This is a genomic window from Bacillus pretiosus (assembly GCF_052947655.1).
The window spans coordinates 1,929,715-1,944,159 of record NZ_CM129593.1 but is presented as its reverse complement, the minus strand read 5'-3'; the positions used below and the strand labels follow the sequence as shown (position 1 = coordinate 1,944,159).

Here is a 14,445-nt window from a genome sequence, read left to right as displayed (position 1 = left end):
AGTAAAAACAAAGAAGTTAGATGGGGATCAACTGCCCGTAAAAGCCCGATTGGTTCAACTAATAATCAGTGGGGGATGCCTCACTGATTAAAGTTTCACTTTATTTCTTTTCTTTAGAATCTGTAGACTTCTCAGTTCCACTTGTTTCTTTATCCTTTTTGTCCTCTTGTTGTGTTGTTGTATCGTCTTCTTTCTTCTTGTCCTCACCTTTACTACAACCTACCATTAATAAAGAACTTGCAAGTGCCATAGCAGTTAATGATTTAACCCATTTGTTCATTTGCGTTTCCTCCTTTAGATAGAATATGTACAACCCCCATATTACTCTCTATTTTTAAAGGAAAGATTGAAAAATAGTAAATAAACGGTAAATATTTGTAAATTTTCTAATAATAGATATGTACACCTAGTCTTTTTTCTCCATGAAAAGTAAAAAACTAAGGCGCCTATCTTTCCGCCTTAGTTTCTTATGCAAACTTCTCATTTTCATATACATGTTTAATCTTATACTCTTTCTTCACAACATATTGCCATACACTATAGGCATAACGATTCATTTTCAGGAAGCAATTTTCTAAGAACGAGCGGAATTCTGGATTCGCAACTTCAACTGCCACTTGAGCGAACTTTAGTGCTAACCGTTTTAAATGCGAAATATAACAAGTTGCAATATGGATATCCCCTGTATATTTACTATCAGTTTCCTTTTCCATTTCATGAAAATGAGATGAAATTGGTTCACAAGTTATATGCTGTACATTCTCTCCTTCTTGAAAATTCACTTGTTCATTATACGCTTGCAACATATATGGTAAATGATGCTGTAATAGCTCTTTTAATTCTTCGTCTCTTACCTCCCCTGTATACTCCCCAACCTTATAAATAAGCATATAACTATACCTCATTAATTCTTTCATACAATCCATGAAAATACCTCCCTCCTCTTTTGTCTATATGTTATAAATATGATGCTATAACATTTGCTATTCTTGCTAAAAACCAATCCCACTTACTAATTTTCTCAAAGTCTTCTTCTGAAAATCTTTTTGATTTATGAAAGTCTTCTTTTAATCGGTTCCATACGTCAGCAACAACTGTTGTATCATATATGATACAGTTAGATTCACAATTTAAATAAAAACTTCTATTATCAAAATTCGCTGTACCTATATCAACAATTTCTCCATCAATGATTGTTACTTTCCCGTGAAAAAAACCATTCCGATATTGATAGATCTCCGCTCCAGCATGGTTCATCTCTCTCAAATACGGATAGGCAGCTTGTTTTAACAATACTGCGTCGCTTTTAAATGGTACGAGAATTTTCACATTGACACCTCGGTTTAATACACCTTTTAACTCTTTCATCATTTCTTTACTTGGTACAAAATATGGCGTAGCAATAATTAAAGACTTTTTAGCCTGCTTTAAAAGCGCTCCATATTTTTCCCATAACCCTTTTCCATCTGAAAATAAATATTGATATTTCACATGCCCAATTGCAGGTAGACTTTTATGTATAGGCATTTTTTCTCCCGTATCTTCTTTCCAGTCAGCAGCAAATTTTCTTTCCATATCCTTAGCACCATTCCCATTTACTCGCACATGATAATCACGCCACGGACCAAATTTCGGATCTTGTCCAAGGTACTCCTTTCCAATGTTAAAGCCGCCGATATATGATATTTTTCCATCTATCGTAACAATGCGTCTATGGTTTCGTTGATGCAACGAATAAAATAAATGTTTCAATTTAGGTTTTTTACTAAACGTAAACTGGACACCATTGCTTTTTAGTTGACGAATTATCTTTTTCTTCAGCTTATATCCACCTATTCGATCAACTGACAATTTTACTTCTACTCCACTCGATGCCTTTTTCTCGAGTAACTGCAAAAACTCTTTGCTTATTTCATCTTTACCTACAATATAAAAATGGATATATATGTACTTTTCTGCATTACGTATATCCTCAAATAATTTCGTATATAACTCTTCACCGTTCGTATATAGTTGAAATTCACCTAATCGAACTTGCCCTAATTCATATTCACTAGCCATTTTTTTCCCCATTTCCACATCGATGTTCATCCAAATGAATACACCTATTAAACAAAGGATTACAACGAAAAAGTGTTTCATGGATATTTTCCTTCCTCCACTTACTGTTATTTCTATATCTTCCCTTTTTTAATACAATATCATTCAAGAAAATATGTCATTACATGATATATGTCCATATCAAACGATAGCTCATTTGCATATTGTATGTTGTATCTTAAAATAAAAGGAGGAAATAACAATGGGCTTCGCACATGGTAATGGATTCGCGCTATTAGTCGTATTATTTATCCTCTTAATCATCGTCGGTGCTGCTTGCTTCTGCTAAGTAGTTATCGTCATATGATATGTGGATGAAAAAACTATAAAAGCGGACACCTATTTTTAGGTGTCCGCTTTTCATATGAAAAACATTTCCGTTTGTTATTGTACCTTTAACGACTACATATTCAACTCAAAAAGTTAATAATGTAGCTACTTTCTTACTCTCCGCCTTACGTATATGGCGTTGTTCTGCACGTAACACTGCAATGCGATGTAATTCTTTCTCTTCTTCTGTTTCAGGGATAACTCGCGGCACAGGAACCGGATTATTTTCCTTACTAAGTGCAACAAAAGTAACAAATGACGTTGCTGCTATACGTTTCTCACCCGAAATTAAATCTTCTGCTACTACCTTCACAAATACTTCCATAGAAGTTCTACCCGTCCAAATTACAAAAGATTCATAACTAACACAATCTGAAGAGCGAACAGGATGTAAGAAATCTACCCAATCCATAGATGCTGTGACACATTCTTTTCTTGCATGCCTCGTTGCTGAAATAGAAGCAACCATATCCATCTCGGCTAATATCTTCCCACCAAATAGCGTATTATGATCGTTTAAATCTGTTGGAAATACTCGGCTCGTTTTAAACACTCTAGACTCATTAGCTGTTTTCCCTTTTACTTCAGTCATTGTTATCACCTCTTTGATTATTTAACCCGCTATTTGCAGACATTAAGACTCCCACCACAAAATTCGGCTGGAGCAAAGAAGTTCGGTAAGAGTTCCATTTCCCATTAACACTAGAACGGTATGAGCTTACTATCACTACACGTTTAATATTAACAACATTCAGAACTCTTAGTCCACAAAAAAGAACCGATGTTATCAATCGGCTCCTCTAAATACATATTGTTCTTTTGGCGGTTCAACCTTATTCCATTTCGTTACTTCTAATACAGGGATATTCGCATGGAATGGCTGATAAAATTCCGTTGATATTTCTCCTTCAACTTGAATCCAATCATCATTTTTCCATTCTACACCTTCTGGTTTTTTCACTAACATACCATATACACCAGAATCCGCTACACAATGTATAATCCCGAAACGGAATAAGAAATATTGTTCTTTTTGAGAAGAGTCATCTTTGAAAACAAACCCTTTAAAAGATAATTTTTTCCCAGTAAACTCGCCAGGATAATTATAAATTGTTTCCATCCCTTTTAGAAAATCTTCATCTTTTAAAGTAATACTATCTTTCGTAACAAACTCTTTTTTCCCCTTTTCCATTACACCACGGTATCCTTCTTTCCCGTAATAAATGCTCGTATCAGGTCTTAGAAATTGCCTTGTCATAAATGGATCTGTACTTTCTGCTTGTGCAACAGGAAAATGAAATCCTTTCGCCTTAACGATATCTGAATCTAACGTTGCAATCGGGAAAAACAGCCCTGAGACAATCGGAAAACAAAACAATGAGTACGAAAATGCTTTTTTCCACCATGTATTCTCATCTTTTGAATGATCATGCCCGCAATGGCTATGATCACAACCACAATTGTGCTGTTCTTTTTCTTTTTGATGTTCTTTTTGGAAAACGATAATAATTTGAACGACCGTTAAAAAACCTAAAATAATAGCTGCTGTTTTTGATAAATAGGCATACTTCATATTGATATACTTCGTAATATTACCTGAAATATGAAGCTGCGCAATTAAGATTGTAAAACCTAATAATATATATGCTCGAAACATAACCTACCACCCCATCGCATAAATGAGTAGTGAGCTTGCATAAACAACAAGTGTAACTGTAACTGTAACGACAATTACAAATTTCGTTTTAAATGTCGCAAGCATCATAAACATATTTTTAATATCCACCATCGGTCCATATACGAGGAACGCGACAAGTGATGCTGTTGAAAATGTACTTTGGAATGACGAAGCAATAAACGCATCCGCTTCTGAACAAAGTGATAAAATGTAAGCTAGTCCCATCATAACAGCTGGTGAAGAGAACGGCCCTTGTCCTATAGCAAGAAGTGTTGAAGTTTGTACGAACGTTTGAACTGCCGCTGCAATTAACGCACCTAATACTAAATATTTTCCCATCGAGAAAAATTCCTCAACAGCATGCGTACATACATCCCACATTTTTTTACGTAATGGACGCTTATGATTCACTTCTGGGAAGTGATCATCTCGTAATTGATGTTCTTTAAACATAAATGATAATATAATTCCAACGATAATTGCTACGATAATCGCTACGATAGAACGATACCATACCATGTGCATACTACTTCCAAAGGCAACGTATGTTGCAAATAATACGACCGGATTAATAATTGGCCCAGTTAACATAAATGCAATCCCGGCATATGGTGGAACCCCTTTTCCGATTAACCGTCTTACAATCGGAACGATTCCACATTCACAACCTGGAAACATCATACCTAAAAAAGTAGCCATTAAAACAGACAGAAAACGGTTTTTCGGCATCCATTTTGCTACCATATCCTCTGTCACAAACATTTGAATGAATCCTGAAATAAATACACCAATGAGCACAAAAGGAAGTGCTTCGATCAATATGGAGATAAAGATTGTATTCATTTGCAGGAATGCTTTCGGTAATTGAAACAATTCCATGATGTATTTCCTCCAACTTTTCATTAACAATATGTAATTTTAACCCCATTTTATGAATTGGACAAGGCTTATACGGAATTCACTTCCTTCATATACATTACATTTTATAAGTTATATTCTATTCAAAACTTTCGATTTCATAGCAAAAAAGCTGCTCTAGCGCAGTTATATAACTATGCTAGAGCAGCTTTCTTCTCGTTAAAAGTAACGTTTCTTCCAAAAAACAAATGCTAATGTGAAAGATAGTGTTACACATATTATGAGTACAATTACAAAACCATGTGCTTCCCCTTCAAACGGAACCTTTACGTTCATTCCAAAGAAACTAGAAACCATCGTTGGTAATGATAAAATGATTGTAATAGACGTTAACAGTTTCATAACACTATTTAAATTATTTGATATAACGGAGCTAAAAGTATTCATCATTCCACTTAAAATGTGACTATATATTTCCGCCATTTCAATAGCCTGTTTATTTTCAATTAATACATCTTCTAATAAATCTTGATCGTCTTCATACATTTTTAAAAATGTACTGTTACGCATTAATTTTTGAATTACAATTTTATTCGCCTTTAATGATGTTGTAAAGTAAACTAAACTTTTTTCAAGGCCTAGCAATGTGAAAATCTCTTTATTTTTCATCGACTTATTTAATTGATGCTCTAAATCGATTGTTTTTCTGTTAATTTGCTTTAAGTATCTTAAATAATAAGTAGAAATCGTATATAAGAGCTGAAGTGCAAAGCGTGTCTTTTTAAACGTATAAAATTCTTTAATACGTTGATTAATAAAGCGTTCGAAAATTGGGTTTTCTTCTAAACAAATTGTCACAAAGCAATCTGGCATTACAATCATACCTATTGGAATCGTGTCATAAATCGAATTTCCTTCTTCATCATGTCTAACTGTTGGAATATCCACGATTATTAAGGTATTATTGTCTTCCTTTTCAATACGAGAGCGTTCTTCATCATCTAAAGGGTCTTTAATGAAATCTAAGTCTACATTTAAAGTTTGTACTAGATATTGAATTTCTTCTTCCGTTGGATGAAGTACATTAATCCAGCAACCCTTTTGCATTTCCTCAACCTCTTGTAGTTTTCCGTTTCGGTCTGTTAAATAAATATTTAACATACTATCACCCCGATTCTTTTTACATGTAGGAATCTACCTCTCTTACATAACAGTTTTTGAACCGCCATTCTCAGCATATGAAACATACGTTTAAATTTCAATAGAAAAATTATTTTGAAAACGTTTTTATAAGAAAAATATTCTAAACAAAGAAAAAGACAGAGTGCTCTCTGCCTTAAAAAGCTTATGTTGCCTTTATAACATATTTAGAAAGCATCCACAAGTTAAAGCCAACTGAAATCGTATAACCAGCGTATGTTGAAATAATAAAACTTACATAATCGAAATACGGAAGCAATACGATATTTAAAACTATCTTTACAATAATGCCAATTACTAATCCTAGCACTGTTTTCTGTTGTTGGTTAATTCCTTGTAACATCGCAGCTGTTACTGTAAAAAGCGAAAATAGTATACAGGCAGGAGCATAATACTGTAAAATAACTCTCCCCATCTCCGGATCATTTCCGGCACCAAATAAAAGAGTATATACTGGTTTTGCTAACAACATCATTCCAATCGCCGCTGGTACAGTAATACCTACTACTAATACATTCGTTCTCGTAAAATGTTTGTACAGTAACTTCACATTCCCTGCTGTATAGGCTTTTGTCATCTCAGGTACGAGAGACATACTAAAAGCAGTCGCAACGGAAACTGGGATGAGTACAACCATCTGAACAAGACCAATTATTGCATTTATCTTCTCCGCTTCTCCTTGCATATACCCTATTTGTATAAGTAGTTTATTAATTGTAAATGTATCAATCGTCTGATACAACGGAATTGCTAAACCAACCACAACAAACGGTATTGAATATGTAAAGAGCTCCTTATACAGTGAGAAGAAAGATTTCGTTGTTTGCGGTATACTTGCCATCTCTTTTTTCTTTAAGTGCTTTCTCCTCCTTATGTAATACGCACTTAGAACTGTTAATCCACCTATCGCTCCCATAAAAGCACCGAACGTTGAAATACCAACAGCTAGCGAGACAGAAGCTTTTAAAATATATAAAACGACAAAGCTTCCTATTAAAATGGTTAAGACCCGAAAAAACTGCTCAACAACTACACTTAAAGCAGAAGGCCCCATCGATTGAAACCCTTGAAAGAATCCCCTTAATAAACTCATTACCGGTACAAGTATTAACGCAAAACTTACAATTTGGATATTAGTAGTGACCGCTGCTACACTATTCCCTGTTTGATCATTTCCATCGATTACAAGTTTAGCTAAATGTGGAGCTAATATATATAGCGTAAAACATGAGATTACTCCCATTATTAACATAAAAAAGATACCGCTCTTTAGCACTCTCTTAACCGTATGATAATCATTCAGTTGATCATATTTTGATACCATTTTTGAAACGGCAAGTGGTAGTCCCATCGTCGCAATGCTGAGCATAATCGTATAAGGACGATATGCATATGTGTATAAAACGTACCCACTCGTACCAACCATCGCTGTAAATGGTATAACATATATAAATCCTAACATTTTAGATATCATCGTTGCCATCGTTAAAAATATCGTTCCACGTATAAACGGTGACCCTTTCATCACATTCCTCCGCTACGCTTTATTATTACACATTATGGACAACTCCTTTTTTTTAGAACCGAAACAAATAAAAAAGCCAATGAAAAATCATTGACTTTAACGCGCTGCTTTTTTCTTTTTTAAATACTTTAAACCGAAGTATAGAGCAACAAAGAGAACAGCTCCTATAATTATGTAATGTGTGTAATCAGATGCATACTCTTTAATGTGTCGCCAATTTCCACCAAGCTTTTCACCTAAGTATATAAATAGTATTGACCATGGAATAATCGCAACTACTGTATATAGTGTAAATAGTTTTAACGGCATTTTAGCTAATCCTGCTGGAATAGAGATTGCATGACGTACGACTGGGATAAAGCGTGCAGAAAAGATTACTCCTGCTCCGTAACGCTTAAACCAACCTTCCGCTATGTCTAAATGGTGTTTATTAATAAGTAGATATTTCCCATATTTCTCTACAACCGGACGCCCTCCGTAATATCCAAGCCAGTATAAAAAGATTTGGGCTAAAGTACCACCAATAGTTCCGGCGATAACTGCACCGACAAAACTAATTTTACCATCCGCTACTAAAAATCCAGCATACGAAAGTACAATTTCACTCGGGATAATTTCAATCATTAAAGCTAGTGCTACTCCAAAGTAACCTAAGCTTGCAAAAAATTGCAATAACTGATCTATTATGCTTGCTAACATTTTATTTTCTATCTCCTTTTTTCTTCACATACCATCCCATTATTACATAAAGGTTGCATTCTGCCAATATCTTCATTTCAACAATATCATCTGCATAAGCATTATTAATCTATTAATGTTTCTTTTTGAGGTTCTTTCATGTAGGCAAACATTTCTTTAATTTGCTCTTCTGTATTTCTAGCAATCGATAAATTAGGCAATTCATTCTCACCAAAAAACTCCACATCTTCTGTTTCAATACTAATTTTCTTTTCACCACCAACAATCTTACAGCCAATAAAAATTTTATATACATGTGTTGCTGAAGGCGATGGTTGATGTTTTTCTTTATCAAATATAGCGAGTAGCTTAAAATCATCTACTTCATAACCCGTCTCCTCTAAAACTTCTTTTGCTGCTACTTCTGTCGGCGTATAACCGATATCAGCCCATCCACCTGGCAATGCCCATTTCCCATCACTTTTTTCTTTCACAAATAATAGTTTTTCATTTTGAAAAATGACTGCTCTTATATCAACTTTAGGTGTTTGATAGCCTGTCTCACTTGCAAATAACTTCTCTACTATTTCCCAATCTGTCTTTGTATAATGTGACATCATTGAAATGGAAATATCCCGTAATTGTTGGAAACGCTCTATATCATACACATCTTTAGAATACGTTAAACCCGCTTGAGCTATAGATTGTATTTGTTTTACCCAATCAACCCACTTAACTGTCATGTTTCCACATCTCCATTCTTTATTAAGTAAATATTACTTCAATTCAATTGATACATCTTTATTATACAAAAAAAGAGATTGATAATGTTCCAATCTCTTTCAAAATTAATCCAATTCATGTAAGTGGTCTTGTATATACTTTCTTCTTTTATTTATATATTCATCAATCATATCAGCTTCTTGATCAAATGTTTCTAATTTTTCTTTCATATATGGATCTTGTAGTAAATATGGGCGAATCGATTCACACAAACCTTCTACTTTCGGCATCATAAATGAAACGGTAAATTGTTCTTCTAATATTTCTTCCAAAATGCTTCGGTATTGTTTTCTAAATACAGGTATATCTAACAATCTTGCACTTAACGTGTTATAACCTTGGATACGAATATACTCATGATTAAGTGGTCTCCCTTGTACATCTCGCCCCCAAGTCGCATCATAATCCCACGGTATCACTTCAAATAAATTTGTTTCATCGTTATGATATAGTGCATAGTTATGAACGAAACCATCAAAGTTTTGTGTAAAAATAACGCCAGCTAACCATCGTAAATATTTATCAACATGCAAAAACTTTCCAATTTCTTTTTCATAAGCTTCCCTCGACAAAGCATTCGCTTGAAATACAAATTCACTCAGCTGTTCTTCACTATTTTTATTCGAATATTTAAATTCATAACCCGCAAAGAGCTCAGTCTTAACATCTTTATCTCTCTCACTCATTAAAGAAAAATTCGCATCATCATCTATCGCATAATAAATAGAACCACTCGGTAATCCTCTATTTTTCAAAAAGTTTTCATCAACTGATTCTAACTGTAAATATACACCTTGAATTTGACCATTAATTTTTATAAATACATGTTGTGATTTTGGTGAAAGTACACCAATATCATGAAAAAAATCTAAAGATAATTTATTTCGTATGAGAGACGGATCCATAAACTCAGAATTTAAATGAATCTCTTTCGCACCTTGAAATTTTTTCGGTTTATAAAACATAACATGATAAGACTTTTTCTCAAATTCACGAATATGAGCGCCTCGGTATACGATATCAATGTCATACTTCTTTTTTCCATAAGTTAATTTTGCTGGCACTGGACTATCTGACCAAATTTCTTTTTTCAATTCCACTAAGTTCATTGGATGAATAAAAAAATCATATGAAGGTAGCATATTTCCCCATCCCTTCTCAGTTCTCTTCATTCAATGTATGCACCTTGCCTTGTCCATACATCCGCTATCATCTATTTATATAAAATTACACTCTTGTCCTGTTCAGAAAGACGTCATATCTCATATCATGTTAAGGAAAAAGAATACCTTTTCAACTTAATACATGATAAGGAGGATTTCTATGAAACGTGATATTAGAAAAGCGGTTGAAGAAATCAAAAGTGCTGGGATGGAGGATTTCTTACACCAAGATCCAAGTACTTTTGAATGCGATGATGATAAATTCACTCATCATAATTGTACAACTGGATGTAAATGTACAACTGGGGGTAAATGTCCAAGAACAAGATGTACTCGCGTGAAACATTGTACGTTCGTTACAAAATGTACGCATGTAAAAAAATGGACATTTGTTACGAAATGTACTCGTGTACGTGTTCAAAAATGGACATTTGTTACGAAAGTAACGCGTAGAAAAGAATGCGTTTTAGTTACAAAACGTACTCGCAGAAAACATTGTACTTTCGTTACAAAATGCATACGCTTTGAAAAGAAATTTTTCTGGACAAAACGAAGTTTCTGTAAAAAATGCGAATTCTTCCCTCACGGACACGGTCACTCTTGCGATGATTCATGTGATCATGGTAAAGACTGTCACGATGACGGGCACAAATGGAATGATTGCAAAGGCGGACATAAATTCCCATCTTGCAAAAACAAGAAATTCGATCACTTCTGGTATAAAAAACGTAATTGCTAGTTTTTATGCCTACAAAAAAAGGCCGTTTTGCGGCCTTTTTTACGTTTATTGAAAGTGACTTATATCTGCAAATTGCTTCACTTCACCTTTCCCTTCTTCAAATTCTATTATACTTAGACTAGCACTATGCATAAATGGATCATCCCATACATTTTCTATTTCAATACCCGCAAAATGTCCTACAAGTAGTTTTGCCGCTGCCGCATGGGAAACAATTAATATACTTTCTCCTTTATGCTTTTCTAAAAGAAGCTGTATCCCATCCATTACCCTTTTATGAACAGCCGCAAAATTTTCTCCCGATGTTGACTGGAAAAGATGTGGTTCATACCAAAACAACTGTATTTCGTCTGGGTACTGCCTTTCTATATCATCGACTGTCTGTCCTTCCCATATACCCATGTTAATTTCATAGAAATGCTCATCCGCGATTATCGGTATATCACGTTCGCCCTTTATTAACTCTGCAGTATGAAGGGTTCTTTCACTCGGACTACTATAGATCGCATCGATAGATAAATCTTTCATTCGATCTCCTAATTGCTTAGCTTGTAACATACCATTTTCAGTTAAAGCAGAATTTTTCCTGCCTTGCATTCGTTTCTCTACATTCCATTCCGTTTCACCATGCCTTGTTACATATACCGTTGTCTTCACTTCAATTCCCACGGTTCTACTCGTCCTACAATCCATTCATCACATTTACTTTCAATTCCTTTTATTACTCCATCCGATATTTCTTCATGAGTAAGCCATCTTCCGTATGTATCTTCTAATATAAAACCTAATATTATTCTATGATAGCTACATCGCGTACCGCCTATTTTTTGTGAGGCTATTCTCGACGCTTTACTGCCTAAAATATGAAAAACGTTGTATGTTTCAGACGACAAGTCTAATTCTCTACAAATGAGTGATAATGCATCCTTTGCACTTGAGTGTATCCATGCAACAACCAATGTTATTGGGCCATTCCTCTCAATTGTGTTTTTAATAGCTAACTTTACATCGTCATCATGATGATAATCTAACGGAAGGCATGTGATACTTTCAGGTGTGGTACTCTCCCGTTTAACATTTTCTAATTTCACTTCATCTCTTCCAATAATAGAAACATGAAACCCTTGCTCACAAAGCCACATAGACACCCTCTTTAGCATTCCCGTTCCACCAATTACTAACGCATGCAACTTCTTCCCCCCTTAGTAAAATGTCATATGAGGTTTATCTTCCCTATAATAATTAATTCGGTCTTGCAATGTCCCTGAATGAAACTCAAACTTATGTCCATCAGGATCAACAAAATATATAGACTCACAATCTCTTACATCCCGTTCTCTTCCTTGTAAAATATGAACATCATTTTCTTCTAATCGCTGTATTAGACGTTCAAAGTCTTCTTGTTCAACAGAAAATGCAATGTGCGTATAAGATTGATGAATCTCATTTCTCGGAATATGTTTCTCTTCATTAAGTGCTATCCATACTCCACATATGTTAAAATACGCCAATTTTCTCCCTTTAACTAATAATTCTCCCCCTAATACTTTTTCATAAAACATAATAGAGTTTTCTAAATTAGACACTGAAAAACAAAGATGATTGATTCCCCTTAACAACTATAATTCCTCCTTATACAAAAAAGATGAGCGAAAATTCACTCACCTTTTATTATACTATTTTTTTGTAATATATGCCCATTTATAACTGAAGTCCCCGCCAAACGTATGATTAGCAATACCTTTTACAAACGGCTTCTCTAAATAAGCTGTGCTTTGTTGATACGTAGGAGAAATGGCAGCATCTTGACCAATTAAGATTTTTTCAGCTTCTGCAAGTGCATTCCAGCGTGCTTTATCATCTTTTAATAGCTCTCCTTTTGATTTCGCTACTAAATCATCATACTTCGGATTAGAATAATTCATTTCATTAAATGAGCTTCCAGTAACAAACATATCAATATAAGTCATTGGATCTGGATAGTCAGGGCTCCATGCAGATAATGAGAATTCATATTCGAATTTCTTTTCTAAATCTAGCTTCTGCTTGTATGGTTGCTGTTTCAAATTCACTTTAATACCAGGTAAGTTTTTCTCTAATTCTTCTTTAATAAAGTCGCCTACTTTTTTACGGCTACCATTATCATCATTTAGTAATTCAACCGTAATTGTATCTTGACCAAGCTCTTTCTTCGCTTCTTCCCATAATTTTTTTGCTTTCGCTGCGTTATCTTTACTATCACGGAAGTTTTTATTTACAGAGCGGAAGTCTTTTCCATCCGGACCTGTCGTGAATTTTTCAGGTACTAAGAAATATGCTGGCAAAGAACCGTCATTTAAAATGACATCAGCAATTCCTTTTTTATCGTATGCTAAATCAATCGCTTCACGTACTTTTTGGTTTTTAAATGTTGCATTTTTTTGGTTAAAACGCAAGAAATACATACGTGGATCTAACTTCGTTTTAAATTCATCTGGCTTATTCTTTTTATATTTATCAACAAATTCAGAAGTTAAAATAACTCGATCTGCTTGATCACTATCATATAAATTTACTCCAGTGCTTGTTTCCTTCACAATACTTACATTAATTTCGTCTAACTTTACAGTATCTTTATCCCAATAATTAGGATTTTTCTTTAACTGATAATTTTGTTCATGTTTCCATTGACTCATTGTAAATGGTCCATTATATAATAATTTATCTGCTTCTAATCCGTATTTATCTCCTTGCTCTTTCACATATTTTTCATTTAATGGGAAAAATGTAGGGAACGACGTAAGCTCAAGAAAATAAGGTGCTGGTTGCTCTAATTCTACTACCAACGTTTTATCATCCTTCGCTTTAACACCCAATTGATCTGATGGTAATTCTCCTTTATTTACTTTCTGTGCATTTTTCACATCAAATAAAATGAATGCATATTCTGCCGCTATTGCTTTATCTAATGTACGTTGCCATGCATATACAAAATCTTGTGCTCGAACTGGATCACCATTTGACCATTTCGCATCACGTAATTCAAATGTATATGTCTTTTTATCTTCACTAATCTTCACATCTTTTGCCATGCCTGGTGTTGGTTTATTATCTTTATCTAGACGATATAAACCTTCCATTGCATTTACAAAGGCACGGAAAGATACAGAATCCGTTGATTTAGATGTATCCATTGAAGGAATTTCAGCTGTTTCTAGCAAATTTAAAACTTGTTTATCTGCCATTTCCTTATTCGATTCTTTCTTCGTTGTCGAAGCCTTCTCACCATTCCCACATCCTGCAACCAATACACTTGTCGTTAACGCAAGTGCAGCAATTGTTGTTGTCTTTCTCTTCATTCTTCCTTCCCCCAATCTATATGTATAAGTTAAATCTTGTATAATATATTTCA

17 protein-coding genes are annotated in these 14,445 nt (G+C 34.3%); 2 read left to right on the top strand and 15 right to left on the bottom strand.

The window, feature by feature from the left end; all coding sequences use genetic code 11:
• Window positions 1-100: 100 nt before the first annotated feature.
• The 3 genes from ACU8YW_RS10075 to cls form a co-directional block, all read right to left on the bottom strand.
• Window positions 101-280 (bottom strand): hypothetical protein, encoded by a 180-nt coding sequence (locus ACU8YW_RS10075; RefSeq protein WP_001045960.1) that lies wholly within the window; start codon window positions 278-280, stop codon window positions 101-103.
• A 187-nt stretch (window positions 281-467) separates the two neighbouring features.
• On the bottom strand, window positions 468-926 hold the full coding sequence (locus ACU8YW_RS10070) for a spore coat protein (RefSeq protein ID WP_000340548.1): 459 nt from the start codon (window positions 924-926) through the stop codon (window positions 468-470).
• Between the two features lie 31 nt (window positions 927-957).
• A complete protein-coding gene (gene cls / locus ACU8YW_RS10065; protein WP_142310359.1) occupies window positions 958-2,142 on the bottom strand; it encodes a cardiolipin synthase in 1,185 nt (394 codons plus the stop codon).
• A gap of 160 nt (window positions 2,143-2,302) precedes the next feature.
• Here cls and ACU8YW_RS10060 point away from each other — a divergent pair, with 160 nt between their 5' ends.
• The gene (locus ACU8YW_RS10060; protein ID WP_000505094.1) at window positions 2,303-2,389 is read left to right on the top strand and encodes a YjcZ family sporulation protein; all 87 of its coding nucleotides are present in this window, start codon (window positions 2,303-2,305) and stop codon (window positions 2,387-2,389) included.
• 126 nt (window positions 2,390-2,515) lie between these two features.
• Here the strand turns inward: ACU8YW_RS10060 and ACU8YW_RS10055 are convergent, their stop codons facing one another.
• The 8 genes from ACU8YW_RS10055 to cotH form a co-directional block, all read right to left on the bottom strand.
• Entirely contained in the window at window positions 2,516-3,022 is a 507-nt protein-coding gene (locus tag ACU8YW_RS10055) for an acyl-CoA thioesterase (protein WP_000141167.1), read from the bottom strand.
• Between the two features lie 195 nt (window positions 3,023-3,217).
• A complete protein-coding gene (locus tag ACU8YW_RS10050; protein ID WP_088063115.1) occupies window positions 3,218-4,087 on the bottom strand; it encodes a TIGR03943 family putative permease subunit in 870 nt (289 codons plus the stop codon).
• 3 nt (window positions 4,088-4,090) lie between these two features.
• Window positions 4,091-4,987, bottom strand: a complete 897-nt coding sequence (locus ACU8YW_RS10045) for a permease (RefSeq protein ID WP_000418724.1) — start codon at window positions 4,985-4,987, stop codon at window positions 4,091-4,093.
• Between the two features lie 198 nt (window positions 4,988-5,185).
• Window positions 5,186-6,127 carry a magnesium transporter CorA family protein gene (locus tag ACU8YW_RS10040; RefSeq protein WP_000932392.1) on the bottom strand — a complete coding sequence of 314 codons (942 nt, stop codon included), beginning with the start codon at window positions 6,125-6,127 and terminating at the stop codon, window positions 5,186-5,188.
• Between the two features lie 184 nt (window positions 6,128-6,311).
• Complete coding sequence (locus ACU8YW_RS10035; protein WP_046954954.1) at window positions 6,312-7,691, bottom strand: putative polysaccharide biosynthesis protein; 1,380 nt, start codon at window positions 7,689-7,691, stop codon at window positions 6,312-6,314.
• Window positions 7,692-7,787: 96 nt separating this feature from the next.
• Window positions 7,788-8,390 (bottom strand): undecaprenyl phosphate transporter UptA, encoded by a 603-nt coding sequence (gene uptA / locus ACU8YW_RS10030; RefSeq protein ID WP_000881203.1) that lies wholly within the window; start codon window positions 8,388-8,390, stop codon window positions 7,788-7,790.
• A 104-nt stretch (window positions 8,391-8,494) separates the two neighbouring features.
• On the bottom strand, window positions 8,495-9,112 hold the full coding sequence (locus tag ACU8YW_RS10025; RefSeq protein ID WP_088063114.1) for an NUDIX hydrolase N-terminal domain-containing protein: 618 nt from the start codon (window positions 9,110-9,112) through the stop codon (window positions 8,495-8,497).
• 105 nt (window positions 9,113-9,217) lie between these two features.
• Window positions 9,218-10,294 (bottom strand): spore coat protein CotH, encoded by a 1,077-nt coding sequence (gene cotH / locus ACU8YW_RS10020; protein ID WP_048543582.1) that lies wholly within the window; start codon window positions 10,292-10,294, stop codon window positions 9,218-9,220.
• A 181-nt stretch (window positions 10,295-10,475) separates the two neighbouring features.
• Here cotH and exsB point away from each other — a divergent pair, with 181 nt between their 5' ends.
• A complete protein-coding gene (gene exsB / locus ACU8YW_RS10015; RefSeq protein WP_088063113.1) occupies window positions 10,476-11,054 on the top strand; it encodes an exosporium protein ExsB in 579 nt (192 codons plus the stop codon).
• 45 nt (window positions 11,055-11,099) lie between these two features.
• On the opposite strand, the gene ACU8YW_RS10010 is transcribed toward exsB, so the two are convergent.
• The 4 genes from ACU8YW_RS10010 to ACU8YW_RS09995 are packed head-to-tail and all read right to left on the bottom strand — an operon-like array spanning window position 11,100 to window position 14,392.
• Window positions 11,100-11,711 carry a phosphoserine phosphatase 1 gene (locus ACU8YW_RS10010; protein ID WP_088609009.1) on the bottom strand — a complete coding sequence of 204 codons (612 nt, stop codon included), beginning with the start codon at window positions 11,709-11,711 and terminating at the stop codon, window positions 11,100-11,102.
• Window positions 11,708-12,244: a short-chain dehydrogenase gene (locus tag ACU8YW_RS10005; RefSeq protein ID WP_149213400.1), complete on the bottom strand. Its 537-nt coding sequence runs from the start codon at window positions 12,242-12,244 to the stop codon at window positions 11,708-11,710. The genes ACU8YW_RS10010 and ACU8YW_RS10005 overlap by 4 nt, the downstream gene beginning before the upstream one ends.
• A 12-nt stretch (window positions 12,245-12,256) precedes the next feature.
• On the bottom strand, window positions 12,257-12,673 hold the full coding sequence (gene fosB, locus ACU8YW_RS10000; protein ID WP_088063110.1) for a FosBx1 family fosfomycin resistance bacillithiol transferase: 417 nt from the start codon (window positions 12,671-12,673) through the stop codon (window positions 12,257-12,259).
• Window positions 12,674-12,730: 57 nt separating this feature from the next.
• On the bottom strand, window positions 12,731-14,392 hold the full coding sequence (locus ACU8YW_RS09995) for a peptide ABC transporter substrate-binding protein (RefSeq protein ID WP_097906697.1): 1,662 nt from the start codon (window positions 14,390-14,392) through the stop codon (window positions 12,731-12,733).
• Window positions 14,393-14,445: the final 53 nt, after the last annotated feature.